This is a genomic window from Streptomyces sp. NPDC028991, from assembly GCF_055564775.1.
This window is the reverse complement of record NZ_JBVHVP010000011.1, coordinates 190,312-215,231: the sequence shown is the minus strand read 5'-3', so window position 1 is coordinate 215,231 and position 24,920 is coordinate 190,312. Positions and strand designations below refer to the sequence as shown.

Sequence of the window (24,920 nt, the reverse complement as noted above, 5' to 3'; positions counted from 1 at the left end):
GAGTGCCGGAGCGGATGGTGGCGATCAGACGGGGGCGTCGTCGTCCGTACCGCCGTCCGTGCCGTCCGTACCGCCGACCGTGCCGTCTTCCGTGCCGTCCTCGCGCAGTTCCGTGACCCGTTCCAGCAGGATCGGCTCCCAGGCACGCCGCAGCCGAGTCCTGAGCAGCGGCGGTGGCAGCGGCACGGACGCGGACGCGGCGGGCCGGCCCGAGAGCGCCGCGGCGAGTTGGACGAGGGTGTCGCAGCGGGCCAGCCACAGGCCGCGAAGGCACGGCCGGGCGCCGTAGCCGGCGAGGGTGGCGGCGCGGACGGCGGCGGGCGAGCCCACGGAGAGCGCGAGCCCGGCGATGTCCTCGGCCGGGTCGCCGAGGACCGCGTCGGTCCAGCCGAGGACGCCGCGCACCCGGCCGTCGTCGCTGACCACGAGGTGCTCGCCGGCCAGTGCGTGATGGACGAGGACGATCGCGCCGGGCTGGGCGCCGAGCTGGGCCGTCGCCGCCCGGGTGAGCCGCTCCGGCCGCGCGGCGTCGAACTCGTCGGCCGCGGCGAGGCGCCGGGCGGCGCGCTCGGCGGCCTCCCGCAGCGCCTCCAGTGAGCGCGGGGCCACCCGGGGCACGCCGAGGGTCTCGGCCTGGCGGACCGGCACGTCACGCACGCCGGTGAGCAGCGCCGCGAGGTCCGCCTCGCCCAGGGCCGACACGGCGTGGTCCTCGCCCGACCCGCCGGGCACCTTGGCGTCGAGCGTGTAGGTCAGCCCCGGCGCCCACTCTCCGTGCGCCACGCTCGTCGGCACCGCGACGCAGACATACGGGCGGACCAGTTCACGCAGGCGCAGTTCGCGTCGCTGCCGTACCGCGCTCTCGCGGTCGGGGGCCAGGCGCAGCACGTGCCGGGCACCGACCCACCAGGTGGCGGGCTCGGCGCCCTCGGCGACGGGCCGGACCTCGGGTTCCGCGCTCTCGCCCAGCAGGGAGCGGACCAGTCGGCGGACGGTGTCCGCGGTGGGTGTCGGTGCCTGGGTCATGGTCGCGCCGTCGTCTTCCGGGTCTGCCGGGCGTAGGGGCCTGTCCGTGCCGGTCACTCCACTATGACCATCTCCCGGGTGGTGTCGTTGAGACGCCGGCCGCCGTCCTCGGTGACCGTGACGATGTCCTCGATGCGTACCCCGAACCGGCCGGGCAGATAGACGCCGGGCTCGACGGAGAAGCACATGCCGGGCACGAGGGGCTGCTCCTCGCCCTCGATCATGTACGGCGGCTCGTGCGTGGTGACACCGATGCCGTGCCCGGTGCGGTGGATGAAGTACTCGCCGTACCCGGCGTCGGCGATGACCGCGCGGGCGGCCCGGTCGACCTCCTGACAGGCGACGCCGGGCCGCACCGCGCCGAAGCCCGCCTCCTGCGCCTCGCGGACGAGGTCGTGCACCCGGCGCTCCTCGTCGGTTGGCCCGCCCACGTGGACGGTGCGCGAGGTGTCGGAGCCGTAACCGTCCTTCAGCCCGCCGAAGTCGAGGACGACCATGTCGCCGTCCCCGATGACGCGGTCGCCGACCTCGTGGTGCGGGTTGGCTCCGTTCGGGCCGGAGGCGACGATCGTGAAGTCGACCTGGGAGTGCCCGAACCGCCGCAGCAGCGCGGCGAGGTCGGCGGCGACGTCGGATTCGCGGCGACCGCCGAAGCGCACGTTCCGGATCTCCTCGAACGCGGCGTCCGCGGCCGCGCCCGCCGCCGCCAGCAGCTCCAGCTCGGCCGTGTCCTTGACGGCGCGCAGCATGGGCAGCGCCTCGGTGAGGGAGGCGTACGAGGTTCCGGGCAGCACCCGCTGGAGGGCCAGCAGGTGCATCGCCCAGGCGTTGTCACTGATGCCGAACCGTCCGGAGCCGTCGAGGAGGGCGGCGGTGGCGGCGTAGGGGTCCTTGCCGTCGGTCCAGTCGCGCAGGGTCAGGGCGGGGGCGCCGGCGGCCTTCTCCGCGTCGGGGGCCTCCAGCGTCGGGACGACGAGGACGGGGTCGCGGCCGGCGGCGAGGACGAGCAGGGTCAGCCGCTCGGTGACCGCGGTGGGCGCGTAGCCCGTGAGCCACACGAGGTCGGGCCCCGGCGCCACCAGCAACCCGGCCAGCCCGGCGTCGGCGGCCGCCCGCGCGGCACGCTCCATCCGGGCCCGGTAGTCGTCGGCGGTGAAGGGTGCAGCGGGCGCGCTGCCGGTCATCCGGGCCTCCCTGGGCGACAAGAGTGAAGGTGACTACGGGCAGCATCCTGCCCCGGGCGAGGGAGGGACGCGAGCCGATTGCCATTGATCACCACCGGCGTTAATGCTTGGATACGATCCAAACGTTAGCCGTTGGTGCCGTGAGGGCGTGCCCGCGGCGCCCGGAGGAGGCCTGCCCGGTGCTCGTACTGGCGCACATCAGCGATCTGCACCTGGACGGGAGCGCGCGGGCGACCGGGCGCGCCGAGCGGGTGCGCGACCGGCTCTGGCGGCTGCCGGGGCGGGTGGACGCCCTGCTGGTGACCGGGGACATCGCGGACCACGGCACGGAGGGGGAGTACGAGGAAGCCGCCCGCGTCCTGGGGCTGCGCGACGGCACCGCGCCGTTCCCCGTGCTGACCTGCCCCGGCAACCACGACCGCCGCGCGCCCTACCGCAAGGCCCTGCTGGATATGCCCCCCGCGGAGGGTCCGGTCAACGAGGTGGGGGTCTTCGACGGCGGTGCGGTGCTGATGTGCGACTCCAGCATCCCTGGGAGCGACGAGGGGGAACTGGACGAGGAGACGTACGGCTGGATCGAGGCGACGCTCGACGAACTCGGCGCCGACCGCCCGGCCCTCCTCGCCTTCCACCACCCGCCCGCCACCCTGCACCACCCCTTGCCCGACTCCTACCGGCTGCGCCGCCCCGAACGCCTCGCCGCGCTGCTGGACCGGCGGCCCGGAATCGCCGGGCTGATCACGGGGCACGCCCACTCACCCGCCGCCACCGTGTTCGCCGGGCGGCCCCTGGTGATGGGACCCGGGGTGACGTGGACGCTGCGGCTCCCCTGGGAGGGCGAGCAGATCGCGGACCGGGACGCCCCGGTCGGGCTGGCCTACCACGTGCTGGACGACACCGGACGGCTCACGAGCCACTTCCGTACGGTCGGGTGACGGCGCGGCGGGTGGTGAGGCCGGGTGACGCGGGTCAGGTGACGACCCCCGGTACGACCGTCAGCTGCCGGTAGCCGCCGCTCTCGTGGCGCACGGTCAGCTTGACCTCCTTGCCGGGCCGGGCGCGGACCACGGCGTCGGCGAGGTCGGCGGCCGAGTCGACCCGGGTCCTGCCGAACGCCAGGAGCACGTCGCCCCGGACCAGTCCGGCCGCGTACCCGGGGCCGGGCACGTGGACGCCCACGACCAGGGCCCCCGGCTTCTCGTCGTCCACGGCCTCCACGCCGAGGGTGGCGGCGGCCGGGGACGGCGACGGACCGGCCGACGAATGCGCGGGGGCGGCCCGGCCGCCCGGCCGCGTCGCCGGTCCTCCCGGCTCCGCCCCGGGCCCCGGCGCCCCCGCCTGCCGTTGCAGTTCGGCGAGCTTGCTCATGCCGATCACCGTGGCGCCCATCGTGCCGAGTCCCACGCCCGCCAGGAGCAGGACCGTCGCGGCGAACACGCCGAGCAGCACGGTGGTGAGCCGTCGGCGGCGCCGGCGCCCGGCATGCGGACGCCGGTCGCCGTCGGGCGCGGTGCCGGCTCCCGGTTCCCGACCGGGCATCGGCTTGGGTCGCAACGCTGTCTGTTCCATGGATCGCCTCCGGCAGGTGCTCTACCCGGCGCACCGGCGTGTGACGAGCCACGAAAGAGTGAGACTGACCGGTGGTCAGCCGAGCGCGGGCAGTGCGGTGCTCCTCGGAACGGGCACGGCCGGCACCCGGCCCGGGAGGAAGCCGTGGGCGCGCCCGGCCAGGTACTCGGCCTTGTACCGGGGAACCTCCCGGTGCCAGTTGAGGATGCCGGCCATCCAGTTCTGCAGGTCGGTCACGTAACCCCGCATGACGGCCCGCGCCTCGTCCGACAGCTGGAAGTCGTCGTAGACGATCGGCAGTTCGTGCGCGACGACGTGCTCGAACTGGCGCATGCGCTGGTTCATCAGATCCTGTACGACGTTGAGGGCCGCCGGATAGTCGACGCCGAAGAAGTTCTGCACGACGAGGACCGCGTTGTGGATCTCGCCCTCGTACTCGATCTCCTTCTGGTACGAGAAGACGTCGTTGAGGAGGCACGCGTAGTCGATCGCCGCGTTCTCCAGGGAGCGGACGGGACCGCTGCGGTAGACCTCGGGCGGCACGGTCGGGCCGTGACCGGCGCGGCACAGGCCCAGGGTGAGGTCGGAGCCGAAGGTGGCGCGCCGCATCTCCAGGTAGTCCACCGGGTCGGGGACGCGGTTCTGGATCTGGTTGGACAGCTCCCACACCCAGGCCTCGGTCATCGTGTCGACGGCCGACTTCAGCGGGCGCCGCTCCTCGGGGGTCATGCCGGCCGTCGTGCGCGCCCAGAGGTCGATCAGGGAGCGTTCCATGGCGTTGGCCGGCGGCGGGACCGGTTCACCGTCGAGGGGCATGCAGGCCGACAGACGGGCCGTGGTCAGCCGGGCGGCGGCCAGGTCGCGGCGGTGGCCGTAGACCAGCGGGTAGTAGTCGTCGCCGTAGGTGCCGAAGGCCAGCCAGCCGGAGGCGAGATTCAGCTGCTCCTGGGTGGCGTCCGGGTCGAGGCCCGCGGCGCACAGCGGGAGGTCGCAGCTCGCCAGCTTGTCCTCGTCCCAGACGCCCTCGCTGAGGAAGCCGATCGCGTGGGACCACTCGAACAGGTGCCGGCGGGCGCCGTCCAGGGCGGGACTCAGCTCCAGCGGGAACGGCATGCGGATGTCGGGGATGACCGAGGGCCCGACCTTCTGGAAGGGCACGTACGTGTAGGGGCGGGCCCGTTGGGCACCGGCCGCGGCGAGCAGCGCGCCGACGTCCGCGGCGGAGGTGCCGGGGCCGGTCAGCGCCTGCCAGCCGGCGACGGGACGCGCGCCCTTGTTCATGTACCGGCTGGAGCGCATGTGCCATTCGTGGCCGCCGGACTGCCAGTCCTGCAAGCCCTTCGCGTACAGCCCGACGGCGGTGACCTCGGCCGGGGTCAGGCCGTTCTCCAGGGCCACCGCGGGCACTTCGGTGAACGCGGTGTGCTCGAACTGGTGCAGCCGGGAGGTGAGGACGTCGTTGACCAGTTCGGCGGCCTCCTGGGTGGTGCAGCCGAAGAAGGTCTCCAGGACCAGCACCCCGTTGCTCAGCTCGCCCTCGTCCTCGACCTCCCGCTGGTAGGAGAAGAGGTCGTTGCGCAGGTGCACGGCGTCGGAGAACGTCTCCATCAGCACCCTGAGCGGCCGGGACCCGGAGACGGCGGCGGGCACCTCGGCGGTCGCGTACTCCACGAGCCCGGCCGACCAGGGGGCGCCGCCCACCTTGCGGCGCATCTCGATGTACTCGACGGGGTTGGCGATCCGCCCCTCGTTGATGTTGGACAGCTCCCACAGGGACTCGTTGAGCAGGTGCTCGGTGGCGACGGCGAAGCGGCGGCGCCAGTCGGCCGACATCGCCGGCACGGTGCGCGTCCAGAGGTCGGCGAGACCGGCCTCGACCGGGTTCTCCGGCTCGGGCATGTCGGTGGCGAGGTCGAGCGGCATGAACAGGGGGAGCCGGTCCAGGTGGGCCTTGCCGCCGACGCGGTCCTGACTGCGTTTGAACTTCTCCAGGAAGTGGTCGTCGAAGAAGAAGACCCACACGTACCAGTCGGTGATGAGGGAGAGCGCCGGCCCGTCGCAGTCGGGGTGGGTGTAGGCGCAGAGCAGGCCGTAGTCGTGTGCGTCGAGGTCGGACTGCTCCCAGACCCCGGAGCCCTCGAGCATGCCCATGTCGCGCGCCCACGTCGTCGAGTGGGCACGGGCCTCGTCGAGATGCGGGTTGAGCCGCGCGGGGTGCGGCATGTAGAAGTGCGGCAGTTCGAAGGGCTGTTGCGTCATGGCCGGGCACTACCCATGGCCCTGCGAGCACATCCGCGAGGTGGGACATGATCACACCATCGCGTGAATCGAGGGGGAACGCGGGAACTTTCCCCGGTCCGTCCACTCGGGGCGCGGGGGCGGTCCGCCACCTCCCGACGCGGGCGTTCAGCGCCTGACCTGGATCAGCGCCTGACCTGGATCAGCGCCTGACCTGGATCAGCGCGTGCGTCCCGCTCGTCCGCCAGCCCTGTTCCCCGCTCGCCACGAGCGCCGCTTCGGTGTCCCGGGACAGGCCGGTGATCACGTCCGACTTCAGCGTGCGCAGCGCGGCGACGGGGCCCGGGAAAGCGGCGGTGGCCTCCGCGAAGGACGTGGTCGGGGGCCACCACCGGTCACCCACCAGGCGGCGGTAGTTCAGATCGCCCTTGAGGACGGTGACCGTGGCCGCGGCGAACTCCTCGCGCAGGTCGGCGGGCATGTCCGCGTACGGCAGCGGGGCGCAGGAGAAGGGGTGGGCGCGGACGGTGACGCGGCCGTCGGTCAGCGCGGTCCACAGCCGCTCGCCGTGTGCGGCCGCCGCGCCACCGGCGGCGACGAGCCGCCGCAGCGCGTCGAGCAGGTCGGCGGGCGTGGCGTCGGAGACGTAGTACGGATACGGCTTGAGGTGCAGGACCGCCCGGTCGACGCGGCCCCGGTCGAGCAGGTGCGAGACGAGGAGCAGGTCGGGGACGAGTTCGCGGCCGGCGTTGTCGGCGACGAGGCACAAGGTGGCCGGGGGGCCGGAGGTGCCCTTCCCGGCGGGCGGGAGCAGTGACCAGAGCATGTCGCTGTCGTCGGCGACCAGGGCCTGCACCTGGTCCTTGGTGCCGGTGCCGGTGCCGTTGTCGGAGAGGCGGAAGCCGAGGTCCGCGCGGTTGCCCCAGAGCGAGCCGTGCAGCAGGGCCCGCGCGCACTCGTCGGCGGGCAGGCCGGCGAGGCCGTCGAGCGCGGCGAGTTCCTCGTCCGTCTCCGGCGCGTCGAGTTCGGCGAGCTTGGCGGGCCGGAAGGGGTCGACGCCCTGCCAGGCGCCGGGGCCGAAGTAGCCGACGGCGTCGAGGAGCCGGCGGTAGAAGTGGCTCTCGGCCCACAGCCAGGGCACGTCGAACCAGGAGCGGCCGGCGTACACGTCCATCCCCCAGTGCGCCCAGCGGTCCCGGTCGCGGACGTCGGCACCGGCGGGCAGCGGCTCGACCACACCGTCGGCACAGCTCTCGAGCAGCGCGTCGAGCGCCCCCTGCCGTTCGGGGCCGAAGGGGAACGCCTCCCGCACCTGCCGGATGATGGCCGGGTGCCGCTCGGCCAGTACGCCGTGGGGGAAGGACCCGGGCTCGTCGCCGACGATGACGGGGGCGGGGGCGGGCTCGGACGGGGTGTCGGGCATGCGCCTCACCGTACCGCGCGACCCGGGGCGGGCAGGCGGGGCCGACCGTGCCGGGGCGAGGGCCGGCCGCACGGGGCGGGCGCCGGCCGCACGGGGCGGGCGTCAGACCCTGCCCAGCTCCCGCTCCAGACGTGCCGCGAGGGTGAGGTAGCGCGCGCGGCGGGTGACCGGGACCATGCCGCGGATCAGGATGTGCCACATTCCGGCCAGGCGGCGGGGCTGTCGCGCGGCCGGTTCGAGGGTGCCGCCCACGACGCGGGTGCCGACGATGGAGCAGACGAGGGTGTGGGCGACGGAGTCGACGTCGATGTCCGGATGCAGGTCGGACTGGCGGACTGCGTCCAGGAGGCGGGACGAGGCGATCTCCCGCCACTCGGTGAAGGGGTGCGGCAGCGGCGGCCGTACCGGCACTCCCCCGGTGGCGAGCCGCAGCCCGGCCCGGAGGACCGGCCCCTCCTCGCACAGCCGGGCCATGCCGAACGTGAGGCGCATCAGCGCCTCCAGTGAGGTGTAGCCCCGGCCGTCCAGCTCCATCGCCAGCCGGCGGGATGTTCTGGACTGGAGCTCCATGATGGCGTGGGCGAGGTCCTCCTTCGCCGCGAAGTGGAAGTACAGGGCGCCCTTGGTGACTCCGGCGTGGGCGACGATCTCGCTCAGGCTGGTCGACTCGTAGCCGTGACGGTCGAACAGGTCGGCGGCGGCCCCGATGATCGTCGCGCGGGTCTGTTCGGCGCGTAGCTGCCTCGCCATCGGCTGAACTCTCCTGGGCTGGAACTCAACAGGCCGTGCCGCCTGTCTTAACCCCCAGTACACGATAACTCACCGTCAGATCCGCCTCCCCGCGGCCCCGGACACGGCGACCCGGCCCCGCCCCTCGCGGGCGTGAGCCGGGCCGCCGCACGGGGTCAGTTGACGAACACCGTGGCGCTCCCGTCGGTCACGGGGGCGTAGGTGGCGGTGAAGTACCCGTCGGCGAAGCAGAGCCCCGAGCCGGAGACCTTGGTGAAGTGCTGGTCGGCGAAGGCGATCGAGTTGCCGTCGTTGCTCGCCGTGCCGGACAGGGCGGGGGCCTCGTAGACGCAGTTGATACTGCCCAGGAGGGTGCGCAGGCTGACCGTGGTCCGGACGGTGGAGCCGCTCGGCGGGGTGACGGTGACGGCGCCGTCGGAGGAGACGGTGGTGGTGTAGGGGAGATTGGCGACGCTGATTCCGTTGACGCCCATGACGCCGACGACGTTACTGGTGCAGCTTCCGCTGTCGAAGGTGTGGGCGGTGAGCGACTCGGTCGCCGTGCCGGGGGCGGTGGGGTTGTCGGTGACGGTGACGGTGAACTGCGAGGACGTGCACGAGACACCGCTGGTGCCGGTCGCGCTGGAGTGGAACGTGGCGCTGGTGCCGCTCGCCAGGGAGGCGGTGAGGGTGTCTCCCACCGCGACGGGCGTACCGCCGGCGGCACCGGTGGTGAGGACGGGGGTGTCGGCCTCGGCGGGACCCGCGACGGCGGTGCCCGCCACGGGGAAGCTCAGCGCGGCGACGGCTGCGGTGAGGGTGAGCAGAGTACGAGTACGCATGCGGCTACCTCTTCCGGAAGTGGGGTTCGGTGAAGCAGGGCTGGGCCGGCCGCGGGGATGCGACCGGGCCGATGCGATGCGATTCCGGGCCATGCCCAGGAGGTGCGGCGTGCCCCGTTGGGGGCGGGGCCGGGGCCTGTCCGGAGGACGGGGCCCGGTGCCGGGAACGCGGACGGTGCCGCGGGAACGGATCCGGCGCCACGGATCCGGGAAACAGGAGCAGTTGTAGACCTGACGTTCAGTCAACGTCAAGGCTTGACGCACGAGTTGACCCGGACCGCCGCGGGTTCGCGAAGACGCCGGGCCGGGAAAGCGGCAGGTGGCACACAATCCCCACTCTTTACTCACAACTTGCTTGACCCTGCGGTGTAACCACCGGTAACTTCCCGATTGGCTACTGGTGCGTAACGTGAAAGCCCCTGCACCCGCCGGGAGTTGCCGGGAGGCGTGCGCATCAGCCGCTGTCCGCATCAGCCGCTGTCCGCGCCAGGACAGCGTGCCGCTCAAGAACGTGCCACTGAGACCCGATCCGCATTCACTATGCCTCTGGGAGCAGACATGGCCTCGTCCTCGGACGTCACCCCGCCCGCCGGCAGCGCCCCCGAACCCGAGACCGGCCCGGAAAGCGTGCCGGAGCCGGACACCTCCGGGGCCGGGGCCCCGCCAAGACGCGGCCGGGTCAGGCTGCGCCGGGCCGCGGTGCTGGCCGTACCGGCGGCCGCGGTCACCGCGGGCCTGGCGATCCTCACCGCCCACGGAGCCCTGGGCGTGCAGTTCGCGATCTCCGGCATGCCCTTCACCGTCACGGCCACACAACTCGACGGCACCGGATTCGCCCAGTTCGGCGGCCTCGACAACATGGCCGAGGGCAGCCCGAACGCGGGCGACACCGGCGGGCAGGTGCTGGTCGTCACCTCCGTGATCAAGGAGGCGAAGCTCACCAAGCTGTGCCAGAGCGTCGACCTGGGCGGCACCAACCTGCTCATCACCGCGGGCGAAGGGGACACCAGGGTGTCCGCGAGCGACCTGACCACCGACTCCACGTTCCTGTCGGGTGACGCCGCCTTCAACAACATCGAGATCGGCAACGACGCCAGCACCCTGGACAAGGCCGGCCCGAAGGGCCGTGGACCGATCGGCGTCTTCAGCCAGCAGGCCGACACCGTGCAGATCAAGAACCTGCGGCAGACCAACTACGCGACCACCGCAGGGGTGTTCAAGCTCCCCGGCCTGAAGCTGCGCTTCAGCGGGTCGGGCTGCTGATGCCCGGCGATCGGCGTGCCGGTTTCCGGGCGGGCTTCCGCCGCTGGCGCTCCGGCCGGCCCTTCTGGGGCGGGTTGCTGCTCACCCTGGCCGGGGCCGAGGTCCTGTTCACCATGAAGGCCTCCTTCAAGGTCGTCCTGCACGTCGGCATGCAGGGCGTGGCCGGCTATCTCCTGCCCGTCGTGATGCTGCTGTGCGGACTGCTGGCCCTGGTCAACCCCACCCAGCGCCTCTTCTACTCCCTCATCGGCGTCCTGGCCTCCCTGGGCACGTGGGTCACCTCCAACCTGGGCGGGTTCCTCGTCGGGCTGCTCCTCGGCTGCGTCGGCAGCTGCCTGGTCTTCGGCTGGCTGCCCGACCAGGAGTCGCGCCGCGAGCGCCGGCGCCGCAGGAAGGAGGGCCGGGCCGCGCGCGGAGTCCAGCAGCCGCTGGAGCAGGCGGGCGGGCCCGCCTGACACCGGCCACCCGGCGTCCGCGCCCCGGCACGCACCCGGAGCCGGGCGCCGGGCTTCCGTGCCCGCTCGCGCCTGAGTCGCGCCTCGGTCGGGCATCAGTCGGGCATTCAGTCGGGCATTCGGGCGGGCATTCGGTCGTGACTCGGACGAGACTCAGCCGTGCTTCACTCACACTTCGCCCGCCCCGTTCATCACGATGCGGCACCGAGAACTCACACCTGGTCGCTGGTCACTTGACTACCAGCGGTCACACACGGTTTGCTCCGGCCAGGCGAGGTTCACCCGGTTGGCGTACCGACACGCGGCTCCGGTCCCACCTCGCCCCGTTCCTCCTGCTCGGCCGTACAGCGAGGTGCCGCACCCCCCATGAGTACATCTTCCCCGTCCACCCACTCCCCCGGACGTCTCCGCGCCGCGGCCCTCGCCGCGGCCGTCTGTCTGCTGGCGGCCGGCTGCTCCGCCCTCGGCGGGGAGGAGGACGACCCGGCCGCGGACGCCGCGGGCGGGTCCGGCGCCGACCGGATGAAGGTCGTCATGGTCACCCACGGCGGCGAGGGCGACGCCTTCTGGGACCGGGTGCGCAAGGGTGCCGAGGCGGCGGCCGCCAAGGACGGCATCGACCTGACGTACGCCGGTGACGCCGACACCGCCGACCAGGCCGACCTGGTGCGGGACGCGGTCCGCGACAAGGCCGACGGCATCGCCGTGACCCTGGCCAAACCACAGGCGATGAAGGGGCCGGTCGCCGAGGCCAGGGCGGCGGGCATCCCCGTGGTGGGTCTCAACTCCGGCATGGACGCGTGGCGGTCCGCCGGGCTCCTGGAGTACTTCGGGCAGGACGAGAGCGTCGCGGGCCGGGCCGTCGGCGACAAGCTGAACGAACTCAAGGCCAAACACGCCCTGTGCGTCATCCACGAGCGCGGCAACGTCGCCCTGGAGGCCCGCTGCGCCGGGGTCAAGAAGACCTTCGGGGGCGAGACCGAGATGCTCTACGTCGAGGGCACCGACATGAAGGCGGTGCGCGCGGCCGTCACCGCGCGGCTGCGGCAGGACTCGAGCATCGACGAAGTCGTCATGAACGGCGCGGCGTTCGCCCTCACCGCGGTCGAGTCGGTCGAGGAGGCGGGCAGCAGCGCCCAGGTCGCCACCTTCGACCTCGACGAGGATCTCGTCGCCGCGGTCAAGCGCGGGGACGTGCAGTTCGCGGTGGACCAGCAGCCGTACCTCCAGGGCTATCTGGCGGTGGACGCCCTCTGGCTGTACCGCGCCAACGGAAACGTCAGCGGCGGCGGAGTGGCACCCGTGCTGACCGGCCCCGCGTTCGTGACCCGGTCGAACGCGGACGCGGTCGCGGAGTTCGCCGCCGGCGGCACCCGGTGACCGGTACCCCGCAGCCGACTGCGACTGCGACTGCGCCCGCGTCTGCGTCTGCGTCTGCGTCTGCACACACCCGACAGCCTCTCCCACTGATCGCCTAGGACCACGATGTCTGCACGGACAGGTGCCCGGCGCCGCCTCGGCTCCATACGTCTCTCCCTGATCCTCCTGGCCCTGGTTCCCGGCGTCACCCTCGCCGCCGTGTGGGGGGTGACGACGATCCAGATGTTCTCGGAGGGCCTGCGGCTGCGCGCGCAGACCGAGTTGAGCCGCGACACCGGTGCCATGGGCACCGAGGCGGCCCTCGCACTCCAGAAGGAGCGCAGTCTGTCGGCCGCCTGGCTGGCCGAACCCGGCGGCGACCGGGCGGCCCTGGACGCCCAGCGGAAGAAGACGGACGCGGCCGTCGCCCAGCTGGTCGGGCAATCCGACGCGATCGACCGCGCGCCCGCCCGGGTGTCGGACCGGCTGTACTCGGTACTCGGCTCGGTGGGCAGCCTGGAGTACTACCGCAATCAGGTGGACGACCCCAGCGACATCACCGCGGAGCAGGCACTCGACCAATACACCTCGATCATCGACGAACAGATCCACGCCTTCCAGGAGCTCTCCCAGGTCGACGACGGCGACCTCACCTCGCAGGCCGGGCCACTGGTCGCCCTGGAGCGCGCGGCGGAGCTGGTCTCCCAGGAGAACGCCCGGCTGACCCTGGCCTGGCCGTCCGGCCGGATGGGCGAGAGGGAGTGGTCGCAGTTCGCCCAGCTGGCCCACACCCGGCGCTGGCTCGTCCAGGACCAGATCGTCCCCTCCCTGCGCGGCAGCGCGAAGGCGCAGACCGAGCGGGTCCTCGCCACCCCCGAGTGGCAGACCCTGGAGACCGTCGAGGACCAGGTACTCGCGGCCCGTGCGGCGGACGGGGACGGCGGGATCGACCTGCCGGACGCGCGGCAGCGCTGGACGGCCGCCCTGGCCGAGGTCTCGGACCAGTACGAGGCGCTGATCCGGCAGCAGACCGACGGGCTGCTCGACCGCAGCGCCGACGAGGCGCGCGCGCTGCTGATCACGGCCGCCTCCCTCAGCGCCGGGGGCCTGGTCGCCCTGCTGCTGTGCGTCGCCATGTCCTGGCGCATCACCCGCTCGCTCTCCCGCCGGCTGCGCGGGCTGCGCCTGGCCACCCTGAGCCTGGCCGAGGAACGGCTGCCCGACGTGGTGGCCCGGCTCGAACGGGGTGAGAAGGTCGACGTGGAGTCGGCGACCCCGCCGCTCGACTACGGGCGGGACGAACTCGGCCAGGTCGCCCAGGCGTTCAACACCGCACAGCGCACCGCCGTGCACACCGCCGTCGAACTCGCCGACACCCGGCGCGGCTTCCAGAAGGTCATCCTCGGCATCGCCCGGCAGAGCCAGAACCTCGTGAACATGCAGCTGAGCAAGCTGGACGCACTGGAGCGCGAGCACACCGACCCGGAGATCCTCAAGGGCCTGTACGAACTGGACTCCACCGCCAGCCAGTTGCGCCGGTACGAGGAGAACCTCGTCATCATCAGCGGGGAGCAGCCCCGGCGCACCTGGCGCGAGCCGGTCGCGCTGGTCGACATCCTGCGCAGTGCCGTCGGCGAGGTCGCCGAGTACCAGCGGGTGGAGCTGCACGCCGACGAGGAGGTGGCCCTCGCGCCGCCCGCGGTGGCCGACGTGATCCACCTGCTCGCCGAGCTCATCGACAACGCGACCGCCTACTCCCCCGCCCCCAACCCGGTCGGGGTGCGGGCGGCGCTGGTGGCCAAGGGCCTGGCCGTCGAGATCGAGGACCGCGGGCTCGGCCTGTCGGAGGAGGACTACGCCTCGTTCAACGCCCAGCTGGCGGTGCCCCCGCAGTTCGACGTGGTCGCGCTCGCCGACGACCTGCGGCTCGGTATGTTCGTCGTCGCCCGGCTCGCGCACCGGCACGGCATCACCGTCACGCTGCGCTCCTCCCCGTACGGCGGGACCACTGCGATCGTGCTGATCCCGCACGAGATCGTGGTGCGCGAGCCGATCGACGCGGCCCACGCCCACGGCCTGGACCGTGCGGCGCCCCTCGAGACGCGCGAGGCCCTCGCGCCCACCGAGGGCGGGAGCGGGTCCGAGGCCGTGTCCGCGCAGCGGCCGGTACGTTCGGTGCGGCCCGCCGTGCCCGCCGGCCGGCCCGGCGCTTCCGCCCCCGCCGCCCCCTCCGCGTCCCCGGCCTCGTCCTCGCCCCCGGCCTCGTCCTCGTCCCCGGCCTCGTCCTCGTCCGCGTCCAAGGGGAGCGGCCCGGCCCCGCTGCCCCGCCGGGTGCCTCAGACCAGCCTGGCCGCCGAGCTGCGCGACGAGGACGCCGTCACCGGCCAGGGCGGACCGGACGGTCCCGACGGCGCGTCCGACGACTACGCCGACTTCACCGCCGACCGTGCCGCCTCTTCCCTCGCCGGTTTCCAGAGCGGCACCCTGCGGGCCCTGGCCGGCGAATCCGACGTCACCGACTCCGAAGGCTCCGGCTCGGAAAGCTCCGACTCCGCAACCCCGACCGCGACCGGGACCGCAACCCCGACCGCGACCGCGACCGCGACCGACGAGCAGATCCGCTCGTCCGCCGCCCCCTCCGCCGCACCCTCCACCCCGACCACCGACCGCCGACCGCCGACGAAGGACACGCGATGACCCGACCCTCCCCCGCCACGCACACCGAGCTGGACCAGCTGCTCACCGGACTCGTGGAGCGGGTCGCCGACGTGAACCAAGCGGTGGTGCTCTCCGAGGACGGACTGGTCGTCAGCAAGTCCACCGGTTTCCCGCGCGACGACGCCGAGCGGCTGGCGGCGACCGCGTCGGGCCTGATGAGCCTCAGCAAGGGCGTCAGCATGGACTTCCGCGGCGGCCCCGTGCGCCAGGCACTGATCGAGATGGCCAACAGCTACCTGATACTCACCTCCGCGGGCACCGGCGCCCATCTCGTCGTACTCACCGGCCCGAACGCCGACGTCGGCGTGGTGGCGTACCAGATGAACATGCTGGTGAAGAAGATCGGCGAGCACCTGAGCGCGGCACCGCGGGCCACCGCCGCCCCCGGCGAGTGACGTGACCGGAGGCGACGCGGGCGGCCGGCTCGTACGGCCGTTCACCCTGACCGGCGGCCGGACCCGGCCCAGCCGCGCCGACTTCACCCTCATCACGACGGTGACCGCGGTCGATCCGCAGCCCTCGCGGGCCGCGCGGCCGCAGCCCGAACACCTGCGGATCCTGCGGCTGTGCGCCGAGCCGGTCGCCGTGGCGGAGGTCGCGGCCCGTCTGGACCTGCCGGTGAGCGTGGTCGTCATTCTGCTCTGCGACCTGCTGGAGGCCGGCCGGATCACCGCCCGGCCCCCGCGTCTGGTCTCCCGAGCCACCCCGGACCTGGACCTGCTGCAGAAAGTGAGGGACGGCCTTGGCCGGCTCTGACCGCGCCGCTCCGGCGCCCACGGCACCCGCCACCCCGGCTGCCGCCCCCGAGGCCGTGAAGATCCTGATCGCCGGTGGTTTCGGCGTCGGCAAGACCACCATGGTCGGCTCGGTCAGCGAGATCGCCCCGCTGCGCACCGAGGAACCGCTGACCGCGGCGGGACTGGACGTCGACGACCTCGCCGGCATCGAGGAGAAGCGGGCCACGACCGTGGCCCTGGACTTCGGGCGGATCGGCATCGGCCGGGAACTGGTGCTGTACCTCTTCGGCACGCCCGGTCAGCAGCGGTTCTGGTTCATGTGGAACGACCTGGCGATCGGTGCCCTCGGCGCCGTGGTCCTGGTCGACGTGCGCAGGCCCGAGTCGAGCTTCGCGGCCATCGACTTCTTCGAGCGGCGGGGCATTCCGTTCGTCGTCGGCGTCAACGGCTTCCACGGGCGGCATCCGTACCCGGCGGAGGAGATCCGGGAGGCCCTGGCGCTGCCGGAGCACGTGCAGGTGCTGCTGTGCGACGCGCGGGAGCGGGCTTCCTGCCGGGACGTGCTCATCGCCCTGATCGACCAGCTCATCGACGCCGCGGCCGGGGCCGCGGCGTCGTGAGAGGCCGCCGGGACGGGGCTTGGTGACGGATAGTCGGGACGGGTAGTCGGGAAAGGTAGTCGGGACGGGTAGTCGGGACGGGGCGTCAGCTCAGCCCGGCCGACTCGAGCCACTCCTTGGCCACGTCCAGCGGGTCCTTCTTGTCCAGTTGCACCTGCGCGTCCAGGTCGAGGAGCGTCTTCGTGTCCAGCTTGGCGGAGACCGCGTTGAGCGTGTCGACGCCCTCCTGGGACAGCCCCTCCTTGTGGACGAGCGGTGTCACGTTCGCGTAGCCGAAGAGGTTCTCCGGGTCCTTCAGGACGACGAACTTCTCCTTGACGATGGTCGGGTCGGTGGTGAAGATGTCCGCGGCCTGCACGGTGTTCTTGGTCAGTGCCGACTGGGTCAGCGGGCCGCCCGCGTCGAGCGCCTTGAAGGACTTGAACTCCAGGCCGTACACGGACTCCAGGCCCTTCAGGCCCTGCTGCCGGGTCTGGAACTCGGGCGAACCGCCGATCACCAGGTCCGGCGCGATGTCCTTGAGGTCGGCGAGGGTCGACTCCGCGGTGAGACCGTGCTTCTTCGCCGTCTCGGCGTTGATGCTCACCGAGTCCTTGTTCTCGGCCGGCGACGACTCCAGCAGCGTCAGCTTCTTGTCGAGCTTGGCCTTGGCCGCGGTGTTGACCGCCTCGGTGCTCTTCTGCTCCGCCTCGGGGTCGAGGTACGCCAGCAGCGAGCCGTTGTACTCCGGCAGCACCGTGACCGAGCCGTTCTTCATCAGACCGTACGTCGTCTCCCGGCTGCCGATGTTGTGCTTGTAGGTGACCTTGAGGCCCTTGGCCTTGAGCGCCTCGCCGTAGATGTCGGCGAGCAGGGTGCTCTCGGCGAAGTTGTTCGAGCCGACGACGACGGTGCCGGCCTCCGCCTTCTCCCCCGCGAGGGGGTTGTCGGAGGTGTCGTCGGAGGAGGAACAGCCCGCGAGCAGCGCCGCCGCGGCGGTGAGCGCGACGGCCGCCGCACCGGTGTGCCTCGTCCTGGACCAGCTGCTCTTCGCGGTAGAAGTCATCCACCGATCCAAACGAGCCACTTGTCGGTCAGTCAAGAACGGCCTGGTTACGGTTTTCACAACTGTGTTCGAATGTCGGATCCGGCGTCAGCGCCTGCGCACCCCGGGCGACACCGCCAGCCGCTCCGCCGCCCAGAACACCGCGAGCGTGACGAGCGCCAGGAGCGCCACCAGGGTGGCCCCGCCGACGACCTTCTCGTAGTTTCGCTGGTAGAGCCCGTCGATGATGTACCGGCCGATCCCGCCGAGACTGACGTACGCGGCGATGGTGGCCGTCGACACGACCTGGATGGCGGCCGAGCGCAGCCCGCTGAGCACCAGCGGCAGGGCCACGGGCAGTTCGACCCGGAAGAGGATGCTCGACTCGTGCATGCCCATGCCGCGCGCGGCGTCCACCGGGGAGGGGTCGACGGAGCGGACCGCCTCGTAGGTGGTGACCAGGATCGGCGGGATCGCGAGTACGACCAGCGGGATCATCACGGGCAGCAGGCCGATGCCGACCACGACGGCGATCAGTACCAGCAGTCCGAAGCTGGGCAGCGCGCGGGCGGCGGTGGCGACGAAGGCGACGGCGTTTCCGCCGCGCCCGGTGTGCCCGGTGAGCAGCCCGACGGGCAGGCCGATCGCGGCGGCGAGGCCGAGGGCCATCAGCGTGTACTGGACGTGTTCCAGCAGGCGCTGCGGGATGCCGTCGTACCCGTGCCAGTGGGCGCCGTCGCTGAAGAAGGCGTTGACGAAGTGGATGACGTTCACCGGGCAGCCGCCTTCTCCGGCTCGGGCCGCTCCTGTCGCACGGCGGCCTCCTTCGGGCGTTGCCGCCTGCCGCGCGGCATCCAGGGGGTGAGCAGGTTCCGGGCCAGGACGAGCGCCGCGTCGCACAGGACCGCCAGTACGGCCGTGGTGAGGACCGAGTTGACCGCCAGTTCGGGCCGGCCGTACTTCTGGGCGTCGGCGAGCAGGTTGCCGAGGGCGCCCTGGTTGCCGATGAGGGCGCCGACGCTGACCAGGGAGATGCTGGCGGACACGGCCACCCTCAGACCGGCGAGGATCGCGGGCACGGCGATCGGCAACTGCACCTGCAGATACCGCCGTACGGGCCCGAAGCCCATGGCGGTGGACGCGGCCAGGGTCTCCTCGGGCACCGACCGCACCCCGTCGACGATCGCCGGGACGAGTACCACCAGGCTGTACAGGGCCAGCGGGATCATCACGGTCAGCTCGGTCTGGCCGGTGTAGTCGATGAGGACGACGAAGACGGCCAGCGACGGGATGGCGTAGAAGACGGTGGTCACGCCGAGCACGGGCGGGTACAGCCAGCGGAAGCGCACGCAGAGCTGGGCGATGGGCAGCGCGAGGAGCAGACCGGCCAGGACCGGCAGCAGCGCCTCGCGCAGGTGCAGCCCGATCAGCCCGAAGTAGGTGTTGCCGAGGTCGCTCGGGATGTCGAAGAACCGGTTCACGGGCCGACCTTCGTGACACCGGCGGGCCCCGCGGCCTGCGCGTCACCGGCCTGCGCGGTCCCGGCCTGCGCGGCGCCGGTGTCCCCGGCGCCGTGGGCGGTGCGGATCGCCTCGCCGATGGTCTGCTGGGAGACGACGCCGGCCACCCGGCCGTCGGCGTCCACGGCGACGGCCCAGCCGGTCGGTGAGAGCACGGCGCAGTCGAGCGCGGCCCGCAGCGAGTCGGTGCCGGGCACGAACGGCCGCCCGTACGACAGCAGCCCCTCCACCGCGATGCTCCCGACGGTCAGGTCTCGCGGTGCCGCCCAGCCCAGCGGCCTGCCCGCCGCGTCGGTCACCAGCAGGTGGGCGGCGTCGGACGCGGCGAGCTGCTCGGCAGTGGCGTCCACGCGCACGACCCGGTCGCTCGTCAACTCCAGGCCGGCCGAGGGGAAGAAGGACAGCCGCCGGATGCCGCGGTCGGCGCCGAGGAAGTCCTCGACGAAGTCGTCCGCGGGGTTCGACAGCAGCTCGGCGGGCGGCGCGGACTGGGCGAGCCGGCCACCGGTGCGCATCACCGCGACCATGGTGCCCAGCTTGATCGCCTCGTCGATGTCGTGCGTGACGAAGACGATGGTCTTGCCGAGCTCCTCCTGGATGCGCAGGAGTTCGTCCTGGAGTCCCTTGCGGACCACCGGGTCGACGGCGGAGAACGGCTCGTCCATGAGCAGCACGGGCGGGTCGGCGGCGAGCGCCCGCGCCACGCCGACGCGCTGCTGCTGGCCGCCGGAGAGCTGGTACGGGTACCGCTTGCCGAGGGAGGCGTCGAGCCCCACCCGCTCCATCAGCTCCGCCGCCCGTGCGCGGGACTTCTGCCTGCCCCAGCCGATCATGCGGGGCACGGTGGCGATGTTGTCGATGATCGTCCGGTGCTGGAAGAGACCGGCGTTCTGGATGACGTATCCCATCGACCGGCGCAGGGTGGTGACCGGCTGCTGCTGGAGGTCCGCGCCGTCGAGGAGGATGGTGCCCTCGGTGGGCTCGACCATTCTGTTGATCATCCTGAGGGTCGTCGTCTTGCCGCAGCCGGAGGGACCGACGAGGACCGTGATCGAGCGGTCCGGTATCTCCAACGACAGCCGGTCGACCGCCACGGTGCCGTCCGGGTACCGCTTGGTGACTGATTCCATCCGTATCAAAGCGCCGAATACCCTTCGGGTGTGCGGGAAGTTCTGGCCAGGTCGCTACGGGTCATTGCCGGGAGAGTCTAGACGTCCGCTGTCGCGGGCCCGTGGTGGCCGTGTGGGGCCCGCCTCTGCGGGGGCCGGCGCCACGACGGGTGCGGCCGGGCAGTCCGGTCGCCGGACCGCCGGTGCGCCCGTCGGCGATGTGGCCGCCGCGTTCCTGGCGGGCGGAGGCCGCGGCCGACCCGTCGGTGAGCCGCAGGGCGCTCGGAACCACGGTCCCGGCCCCGGGCTTTCACCCGCCCGGCCTGTCGTTTTGCTGTCGGGCGGCTTTCAGGTACCTGTCGGCACGGTACGGCGGATCCCCGCGGTATGGGGCGCGGGCGGCCGGTGGCGCAGTATGAGCGGGTGGAAAGAGTACGACTCCTCGTGGTGGACGACGACCCGCCCATCGCCGATCTCGTGGCCACCGTCGCCCGCTATGAGGGCTGGGAGGCGGTCACCGCGAATTCCGGCGAGCAGGCGCTGCGGCTGGCCGCCGGCTTCCGGCCGGACATCGTGGTGCTCGACCTGATGCTGCCGGACGTCGACGGTTTCGGTGTCCTGGACCGGCTGCGCCGCTCGGGCACGATGGTGCCGGTGGTGTTCCTCACCGCACGCGACGGGGTGGCCGACCGGGTGGCGGGGCTGACCCGGGGCGGTGACGACTACCTGGTCAAGCCGTTCGCGGTGGAGGAGTTGATGGCCCGGCTGCGGACCGTGCTGCGGCGCAGCGCCGGCCCCGGTCTCCATCGGCCGGTGCTCCGGATCGCGGATCTGACGATGGACGAGGACACCCGTGAGGTGCGCCGGGGTGAGCGGCGGGTGCCGCTGACCCCGACCGAGTACGAGGTGCTGCGCTATCTGATGCGCAAGTCGCCGGCCGTGCTGACCAAGGCGCAGATCCTCGACCACGTCTGGGAGTACGGCTTCGGCGGCCGGTCCAACGTCGTGGAGCTGGTCGTCAGCCGGCTGCGCCGCAAGCTCGACGACACGGACGACACGGACGACACCGGCGAGCCGCTGATCCGGACGGTGCGGGGCTTCGGGTACGTGATCCGGCAGGCGGCCCGGTGACACGGCGGCTGTGGAGCGCCTACCGCGGGCTGCGGCTCGGGACCCGGCTGGCGCTGGGCCTCGGGGTGCTGTCGCTGGTGGTGTTCGCCGTGGTCGGCACGGTGCTGACCGCGTACATGCGGGACTATCTGGAGCGGCAGCTCGCCGACCAGATGAAGCTGGTGCAGATCGTGCAGTCCAAGGACGCGGCGGCGCACGGCACGGTCCGGCGCAAGCCGTACTACGGCTGGTACACGGCCGTCTACGACGTCTCCGGCGGCTCGGCGGACCTGCGCACGCCCGCCGACGTGCCGGCGGACAGCCGTGCGCTGACCGCGCTGGCGCAGACCATGGCCCGTTCGGACGAGGACCTCACCCGCACCGTGCGGATCGACGGGCACGGCCCCTATCTGCTGCGGGCCTGCGAGGTCGAGCCGGGGGTGGTGCTGGTCAGCGCCGCGCCGATGGGGGACGTCGAGGACACCGTGGAGCAGCTGGTCACGGTGCAGGTCGTCGTCTTCGGTCTCGCGCTGCTGGCGCTGGTGGTGTCCGGGCGGCGGATGCTGCGGCGCGGTCTGAAGCCGCTGAGCGACATGGCGGGCACGGCGCACGGCATCGCCTCGCACGACCTGACGGAGTCGGCCGCCCGGCTGCCGCTGCGGGTGGACGGGCGGGACGGCGGGCAGGAGGTGGCGGAGCTGCGGGCCGCGTTCAACACGATGCTGGAACACATCGACGACTCGCTCGCGGTGCGCGCCGAGGCCGAGCAGCGGCTGCGCCGGTTCGTCGCGGACGCCTCGCACGAGCTGCGCACCCCGCTGATGTCGGTGCGGGGCTACGCCGATCTGTTCCAGTACGCGGCGGCCAACGCGCCCGGGGAACGGGAGCGGCATCTGGCCCGGCTGCGCGCCGAGGCGGCCCGGATGGGTGTGCTCCTGGACGACCTGCTGCTGCTCGCCCGGCTGGACGCGGCCGAGGTGGAGACGCCGCTGCGCTGGGAGGACGCGGATCTGACGGGGCTGGTGAGGCAGGCGGCCGACGCCTTCCGAGCCGGTCACCCGGAGCATCCGCTGACGGTGACGGCCGGTCCCGCGGTGGTGAAGCTGCGTCTGGACCCGCAGCGGATCCGGCAGGTGCTGGACAACCTGCTGACCAACGCCGCCGTGCACACACCACCGGGCACGAAGGTCTCGGTCGCCGTGTCCCTGACGGCCGACGCGGCCCGGGTGGCGGTCGCCGACGAGGGGCCGGGCATCGCGGTGGCCGACCGGGAACGGATCTTCGACCGCTTCTACCGCGTCGACAAGGCCCGTAGCCGCGACCGCGGGGGCAGTGGACTGGGCCTCGCCGTCGCCGCTTCGCTGGTGCGGGCGCACGGCGGCACGGTCGAGCTGGGCGGCGGGCCGGGTACGACGGTGTTCACCGTGACGCTCCCGGCCGCCGCCCGCTGACTCAGCTCTCCGCGGGTGCCAGCCGCAGCGCGATGCTGTTGATGCAGTACCGCTGGTCGGTCGGGGTCGGATACCCCTCGCCCTTGAAGACGTGCCCGAGGTGCGAACCGCACCGGGCGCACCGCACCTCCGTGCGCACCGTGCCGTGGGACCGGTCCTCGATCAGCTCGACCGCGTCGGTGTCCTTGGGGTCGAAGAAGGACGGCCAGCCGCAGTGCGACTCGAACTTGGTGGTGGAGGTGAACAGGTCCGCGCCGCAGGCGCGGCAGGAGTAGACGCCCTCGGTCTTGGTGTCGGTGTACTCACCGGTGAAGGCGGGCTCCGTGGCGGCCTGGCGGAGCACGGCGTACTCGGCCGGGGCCAGCTCCGCGCGCCACTGCTCGTCCGGCTTCTCGACGTCGTACGACATGAGTCCTCAGCCCCTTACTTGCCCGTGCTCGACAGCTGGTCCAGGATGCGCGGTCCGAGGTCGGTGACATCGCCCGCGCCCATGGTGAGAACGAGATCACCGGCCTTCGCCATTCCCGCGACCACCGCGGGTGCCTCCGCCTTGTCGTGGACCGGCGTGACGTCCGCGCCCGCGGCGCGGGCCGCCTCGATGATCAGGTCGCTGGTGATGCCCGGGATGGGGTCCTCGCGGGCCGGGTAGATGTCGAGGACGACCGACGCGTCCGCCAGCGCGAGGGCCTGGCCCATCTCCTTGCCCAGCTCCTGGGTCCGGGAGAACAGGTGCGGCTGGAAGAGGACGAGGATGCGGGCGTCACCGACCGCGGCGCGCATGGCCTCCAGGTCGGCGGTCATCTCGGTGGGGTGGTGCGCGTAGGAGTCGACCACCTGGACGCCGGCCGCCTCGCCCTTGAGCTGGAGGCGCCGCTTGACACCCGTGTAGGCGGCCAGCGCGGGGGCCAGCTCGGCGGCGGGGATGCCCAGGGCGGCACCGGCGGCGAGGGCGGCGACCGCGTTGTGGGCGTAGTGGCGGCCGGGGACGGAGACCGCGAAGGTCAGCTCCGCGCCGTCCATCACCACCGTGACCTCGCTCTTCAGGCCCTGCGGTACGACCGACAGGATCCGTACGTCGGCGTCCTCGGACTCCCCGTACGTCACCGTCCGCACCGACCCGGCCAGTCGCCGCGTCAGCTCCCGGGCACCGTCCTGGTCGGCGGCGATCACCAAGGTGCCGCCGGGGACGATCTTGTCGGCGAAGGTCTCGAAGGACTCGTAGATCTCGTCCATCGACGCGTAGTTGGCGTGGTGGTCGAGCTCGACGTTGAGGACGATGGCGACCTCGGGGGCGTACTTGTGGAAGCTGCGGTCGCTCTCGTCCGCCTCGGCGACGAAGATCTCGCCGTCGCCGTGCAGGGCGTTGGAGCCGGGCGCGTCCAGGTCGCCGCCGATGGCGTACGACGGGTCCAGGCCCAGCTCGGACAGGGAGACCGCCAGCATGGAGGTGGTGGTCGTCTTGCCGTGGGTGCCGGCGACCGCGATCGGGCGCAGGCCGTTCATCAGGGCGGCGAGGGCGTCGGAGCGGTGGACGACCGGGATGCCGCGTTCGGCCGCGCGGGCCAGCTCCGGGTTGTCCTCGCGGATCGCCGACGAGACGACGACGCAGCTCGCGTCGTCGGCGAGGTGCTCCGCCGCGTGCCCGACGTGCACGGTGGCGCCGAGCGCGCGCAGGGCCCCGGCGGTCGCGGACTCCTTGGCGTCGCTGCCGGCCACCTCGGCGCCGCGCTGGGCGAGGATCTTGGCGATGCCCGACATTCCGGCGCCGCCGATGCCGATGAAGTGCGGTCGGTCCATGGCGGTTGGAAGGCCGGGTGCCATGCGCTGTTCTCCCCAGAGGTGCGACGGGTGTGGAGACCTGGTGTGTACCAGAGGTGGTCTGCCGGTGGGCGCGCCCCCGGCGCGGGAGCGCGGCCCCAGCCTATGCCTTGCTGTGGGAGAACAGTTTCAGCACCGGTACGCCGACCTTGTGCCGGGCCCGCGAGGCCCAGTCCCGGTGGAAGAACTCCTCCACGTAGTGCGGGTCGGTCAGGACGATCACCTCGTCGGCCCCGATCTCCAGGACCAGGGACTTGAGCTCGTCGAGCGGGTGGTCCTCGATCAGGCGGCCCTCGGCCTCGGCTCCGGACGCGCGCAGGGCGGTGAGGGACACTTCCAGTGCCCGCTGCCCGACGCTCTGCGCCTCCTGGCCCTCGGGCGTCTCGCCCTCGCGTACCGCGTCGTCGAGCTCGCCGAGCGCGACGTCGTCGATGGCTCTCAGCAGCCTGTCCGCCTGATCGCCGCGTGGCTGGAGCAGCACGTGGAAGGCGACCGGCTCCTCCCCGTGCAAGGTGGTGACGAACTCCACGTCGGCGGACGTCAGGGCCTTCTCGATCATCAAAACGCTTGTGAACACTCAGGCGCCCCTTCTCCTTCGAGGGTTCGTGCGGCCCACCCTCCGTAGGCCGTACCGGACCCTGCGGAAACCATCCTGCCCCGTGATCGCACGGGTACTGCCGGATTCAGTGTGCCCGGCTCGGCCTAAGCGGAACGGTAGATTCCGC

At 72.4% G+C, this 24,920-nt stretch carries 24 protein-coding genes; 10 read left to right on the top strand and 14 right to left on the bottom strand.

The genetic code is table 11. From position 1 onward, the window contains the following. Positions 1-24 precede the first annotated feature (24 nt). Together ACZ4V1_RS22520 and ACZ4V1_RS22515 are read right to left on the bottom strand one after the other, a co-directional pair. Positions 25-1,026 carry a phosphotransferase family protein gene (locus tag ACZ4V1_RS22520; protein WP_468338845.1) on the bottom strand — a complete coding sequence of 334 codons (1,002 nt, stop codon included), beginning with the start codon at positions 1,024-1,026 and terminating at the stop codon, positions 25-27. 53 nt (positions 1,027-1,079) lie between these two features. Further along, positions 1,080-2,210, bottom strand: a complete 1,131-nt coding sequence (locus tag ACZ4V1_RS22515; protein WP_468338844.1) for an aminopeptidase P family protein — start codon at positions 2,208-2,210, stop codon at positions 1,080-1,082. A gap of 179 nt (positions 2,211-2,389) precedes the next feature. Between ACZ4V1_RS22515 and ACZ4V1_RS22510 the strand changes: the two genes are divergently transcribed. Further along, positions 2,390-3,145 (top strand): phosphodiesterase, encoded by a 756-nt coding sequence (locus ACZ4V1_RS22510; RefSeq protein ID WP_468338842.1) that lies wholly within the window; start codon positions 2,390-2,392, stop codon positions 3,143-3,145. A gap of 34 nt (positions 3,146-3,179) precedes the next feature. On the opposite strand, the gene ACZ4V1_RS22505 is transcribed toward ACZ4V1_RS22510, so the two are convergent. The 5 genes from ACZ4V1_RS22505 to ACZ4V1_RS22485 form a co-directional block, all read right to left on the bottom strand. Continuing rightward, entirely contained in the window at positions 3,180-3,779 is a 600-nt protein-coding gene (locus ACZ4V1_RS22505) for a PDZ domain-containing protein (protein WP_468338840.1), read from the bottom strand. 75 nt (positions 3,780-3,854) lie between these two features. Beyond that, positions 3,855-6,038 (bottom strand): germacradienol/geosmin synthase Cyc2, encoded by a 2,184-nt coding sequence (gene cyc2, locus ACZ4V1_RS22500; RefSeq protein ID WP_468338838.1) that lies wholly within the window; start codon positions 6,036-6,038, stop codon positions 3,855-3,857. Between the two features lie 181 nt (positions 6,039-6,219). Beyond that, positions 6,220-7,440, bottom strand: a complete 1,221-nt coding sequence (locus tag ACZ4V1_RS22495; protein ID WP_468338836.1) for a damage-control phosphatase ARMT1 family protein — start codon at positions 7,438-7,440, stop codon at positions 6,220-6,222. A 102-nt stretch (positions 7,441-7,542) separates the two neighbouring features. Next, a complete protein-coding gene (locus ACZ4V1_RS22490) occupies positions 7,543-8,190 on the bottom strand; it encodes a ScbR family autoregulator-binding transcription factor (RefSeq protein ID WP_468338834.1) in 648 nt (215 codons plus the stop codon). Positions 8,191-8,345: 155 nt separating this feature from the next. Then, positions 8,346-9,011 carry a Tat pathway signal sequence domain protein gene (locus ACZ4V1_RS22485; RefSeq protein WP_468338832.1) on the bottom strand — a complete coding sequence of 222 codons (666 nt, stop codon included), beginning with the start codon at positions 9,009-9,011 and terminating at the stop codon, positions 8,346-8,348. A gap of 558 nt (positions 9,012-9,569) precedes the next feature. Here ACZ4V1_RS22485 and ACZ4V1_RS22480 point away from each other — a divergent pair. The 7 genes from ACZ4V1_RS22480 to ACZ4V1_RS22450 all read left to right on the top strand — a co-directional run bounded on the left by ACZ4V1_RS22480 (position 9,570) and on the right by ACZ4V1_RS22450 (position 16,163). Continuing rightward, the gene (locus ACZ4V1_RS22480; protein WP_468338830.1) at positions 9,570-10,274 is read left to right on the top strand and encodes a DUF6230 family protein; all 705 of its coding nucleotides are present in this window, start codon (positions 9,570-9,572) and stop codon (positions 10,272-10,274) included. After that, on the top strand, positions 10,274-10,729 hold the full coding sequence (locus tag ACZ4V1_RS22475) for a DUF6114 domain-containing protein (protein WP_468338828.1): 456 nt from the start codon (positions 10,274-10,276) through the stop codon (positions 10,727-10,729). Before ACZ4V1_RS22480 ends, ACZ4V1_RS22475 begins: the two co-directional genes overlap by 1 nt. A gap of 366 nt (positions 10,730-11,095) precedes the next feature. After that, positions 11,096-12,109 (top strand): substrate-binding domain-containing protein, encoded by a 1,014-nt coding sequence (locus ACZ4V1_RS22470; RefSeq protein WP_468338826.1) that lies wholly within the window; start codon positions 11,096-11,098, stop codon positions 12,107-12,109. 105 nt (positions 12,110-12,214) lie between these two features. Next, entirely contained in the window at positions 12,215-14,785 is a 2,571-nt protein-coding gene (locus tag ACZ4V1_RS22465; protein ID WP_468338824.1) for a sensor histidine kinase, read from the top strand. Beyond that, positions 14,782-15,201 carry a roadblock/LC7 domain-containing protein gene (locus ACZ4V1_RS22460; RefSeq protein WP_468338822.1) on the top strand — a complete coding sequence of 140 codons (420 nt, stop codon included), beginning with the start codon at positions 14,782-14,784 and terminating at the stop codon, positions 15,199-15,201. The genes ACZ4V1_RS22465 and ACZ4V1_RS22460 overlap by 4 nt, the downstream gene beginning before the upstream one ends. 1 nt (position 15,202) lies before the next feature. Beyond that, positions 15,203-15,562 carry a DUF742 domain-containing protein gene (locus tag ACZ4V1_RS22455; RefSeq protein ID WP_468338821.1) on the top strand — a complete coding sequence of 120 codons (360 nt, stop codon included), beginning with the start codon at positions 15,203-15,205 and terminating at the stop codon, positions 15,560-15,562. After that, positions 15,549-16,163, top strand: a complete 615-nt coding sequence (locus ACZ4V1_RS22450; protein ID WP_468338820.1) for a GTP-binding protein — start codon at positions 15,549-15,551, stop codon at positions 16,161-16,163. The genes ACZ4V1_RS22455 and ACZ4V1_RS22450 overlap by 14 nt, the downstream gene beginning before the upstream one ends. A gap of 85 nt (positions 16,164-16,248) precedes the next feature. Here ACZ4V1_RS22450 and ACZ4V1_RS22445 read toward each other — a convergent pair whose 3' ends face one another. The 4 genes from ACZ4V1_RS22445 to ACZ4V1_RS22430 form a co-directional block, all read right to left on the bottom strand. Beyond that, a complete protein-coding gene (locus tag ACZ4V1_RS22445; RefSeq protein WP_468338819.1) occupies positions 16,249-17,208 on the bottom strand; it encodes an ABC transporter substrate-binding protein in 960 nt (319 codons plus the stop codon). Between the two features lie 87 nt (positions 17,209-17,295). Beyond that, positions 17,296-17,961 (bottom strand): ABC transporter permease, encoded by a 666-nt coding sequence (locus ACZ4V1_RS22440; protein WP_468338818.1) that lies wholly within the window; start codon positions 17,959-17,961, stop codon positions 17,296-17,298. Beyond that, complete coding sequence (locus ACZ4V1_RS22435) at positions 17,958-18,668, bottom strand: ABC transporter permease (RefSeq protein WP_468338817.1); 711 nt, start codon at positions 18,666-18,668, stop codon at positions 17,958-17,960. Before ACZ4V1_RS22435 ends, ACZ4V1_RS22440 begins: the two co-directional genes overlap by 4 nt. Next, on the bottom strand, positions 18,665-19,846 hold the full coding sequence (locus ACZ4V1_RS22430; RefSeq protein ID WP_468338816.1) for an ABC transporter ATP-binding protein: 1,182 nt from the start codon (positions 19,844-19,846) through the stop codon (positions 18,665-18,667). Before ACZ4V1_RS22430 ends, ACZ4V1_RS22435 begins: the two co-directional genes overlap by 4 nt. Before the next feature lie 357 nt (positions 19,847-20,203). On the opposite strand from ACZ4V1_RS22430, the gene ACZ4V1_RS22425 reads away from it, so the two are divergent. Then, positions 20,204-20,947, top strand: a complete 744-nt coding sequence (locus ACZ4V1_RS22425; RefSeq protein ID WP_468338814.1) for a response regulator transcription factor — start codon at positions 20,204-20,206, stop codon at positions 20,945-20,947. Beyond that, on the top strand, positions 20,944-22,377 hold the full coding sequence (locus ACZ4V1_RS22420; RefSeq protein ID WP_468338812.1) for a sensor histidine kinase: 1,434 nt from the start codon (positions 20,944-20,946) through the stop codon (positions 22,375-22,377). The genes ACZ4V1_RS22425 and ACZ4V1_RS22420 overlap by 4 nt, the downstream gene beginning before the upstream one ends. 1 nt (position 22,378) lies before the next feature. Here the strand turns inward: ACZ4V1_RS22420 and msrB are convergent, their stop codons facing one another. The 3 genes from msrB to ACZ4V1_RS22405 form a co-directional block, all read right to left on the bottom strand. Continuing rightward, on the bottom strand, positions 22,379-22,786 hold the full coding sequence (gene msrB, locus ACZ4V1_RS22415) for a peptide-methionine (R)-S-oxide reductase MsrB (RefSeq protein WP_468338810.1): 408 nt from the start codon (positions 22,784-22,786) through the stop codon (positions 22,379-22,381). A 14-nt stretch (positions 22,787-22,800) separates the two neighbouring features. Then, positions 22,801-24,198, bottom strand: coding sequence for a UDP-N-acetylmuramate--L-alanine ligase (murC, locus tag ACZ4V1_RS22410; protein ID WP_468338808.1), 1,398 nt, complete (start codon positions 24,196-24,198; stop codon positions 22,801-22,803). Positions 24,199-24,298: 100 nt separating this feature from the next. After that, positions 24,299-24,772: an indole-3-glycerol phosphate synthase gene (locus tag ACZ4V1_RS22405; protein WP_468338807.1), complete on the bottom strand. Its 474-nt coding sequence runs from the start codon at positions 24,770-24,772 to the stop codon at positions 24,299-24,301. Positions 24,773-24,920 lie beyond the last annotated feature (148 nt).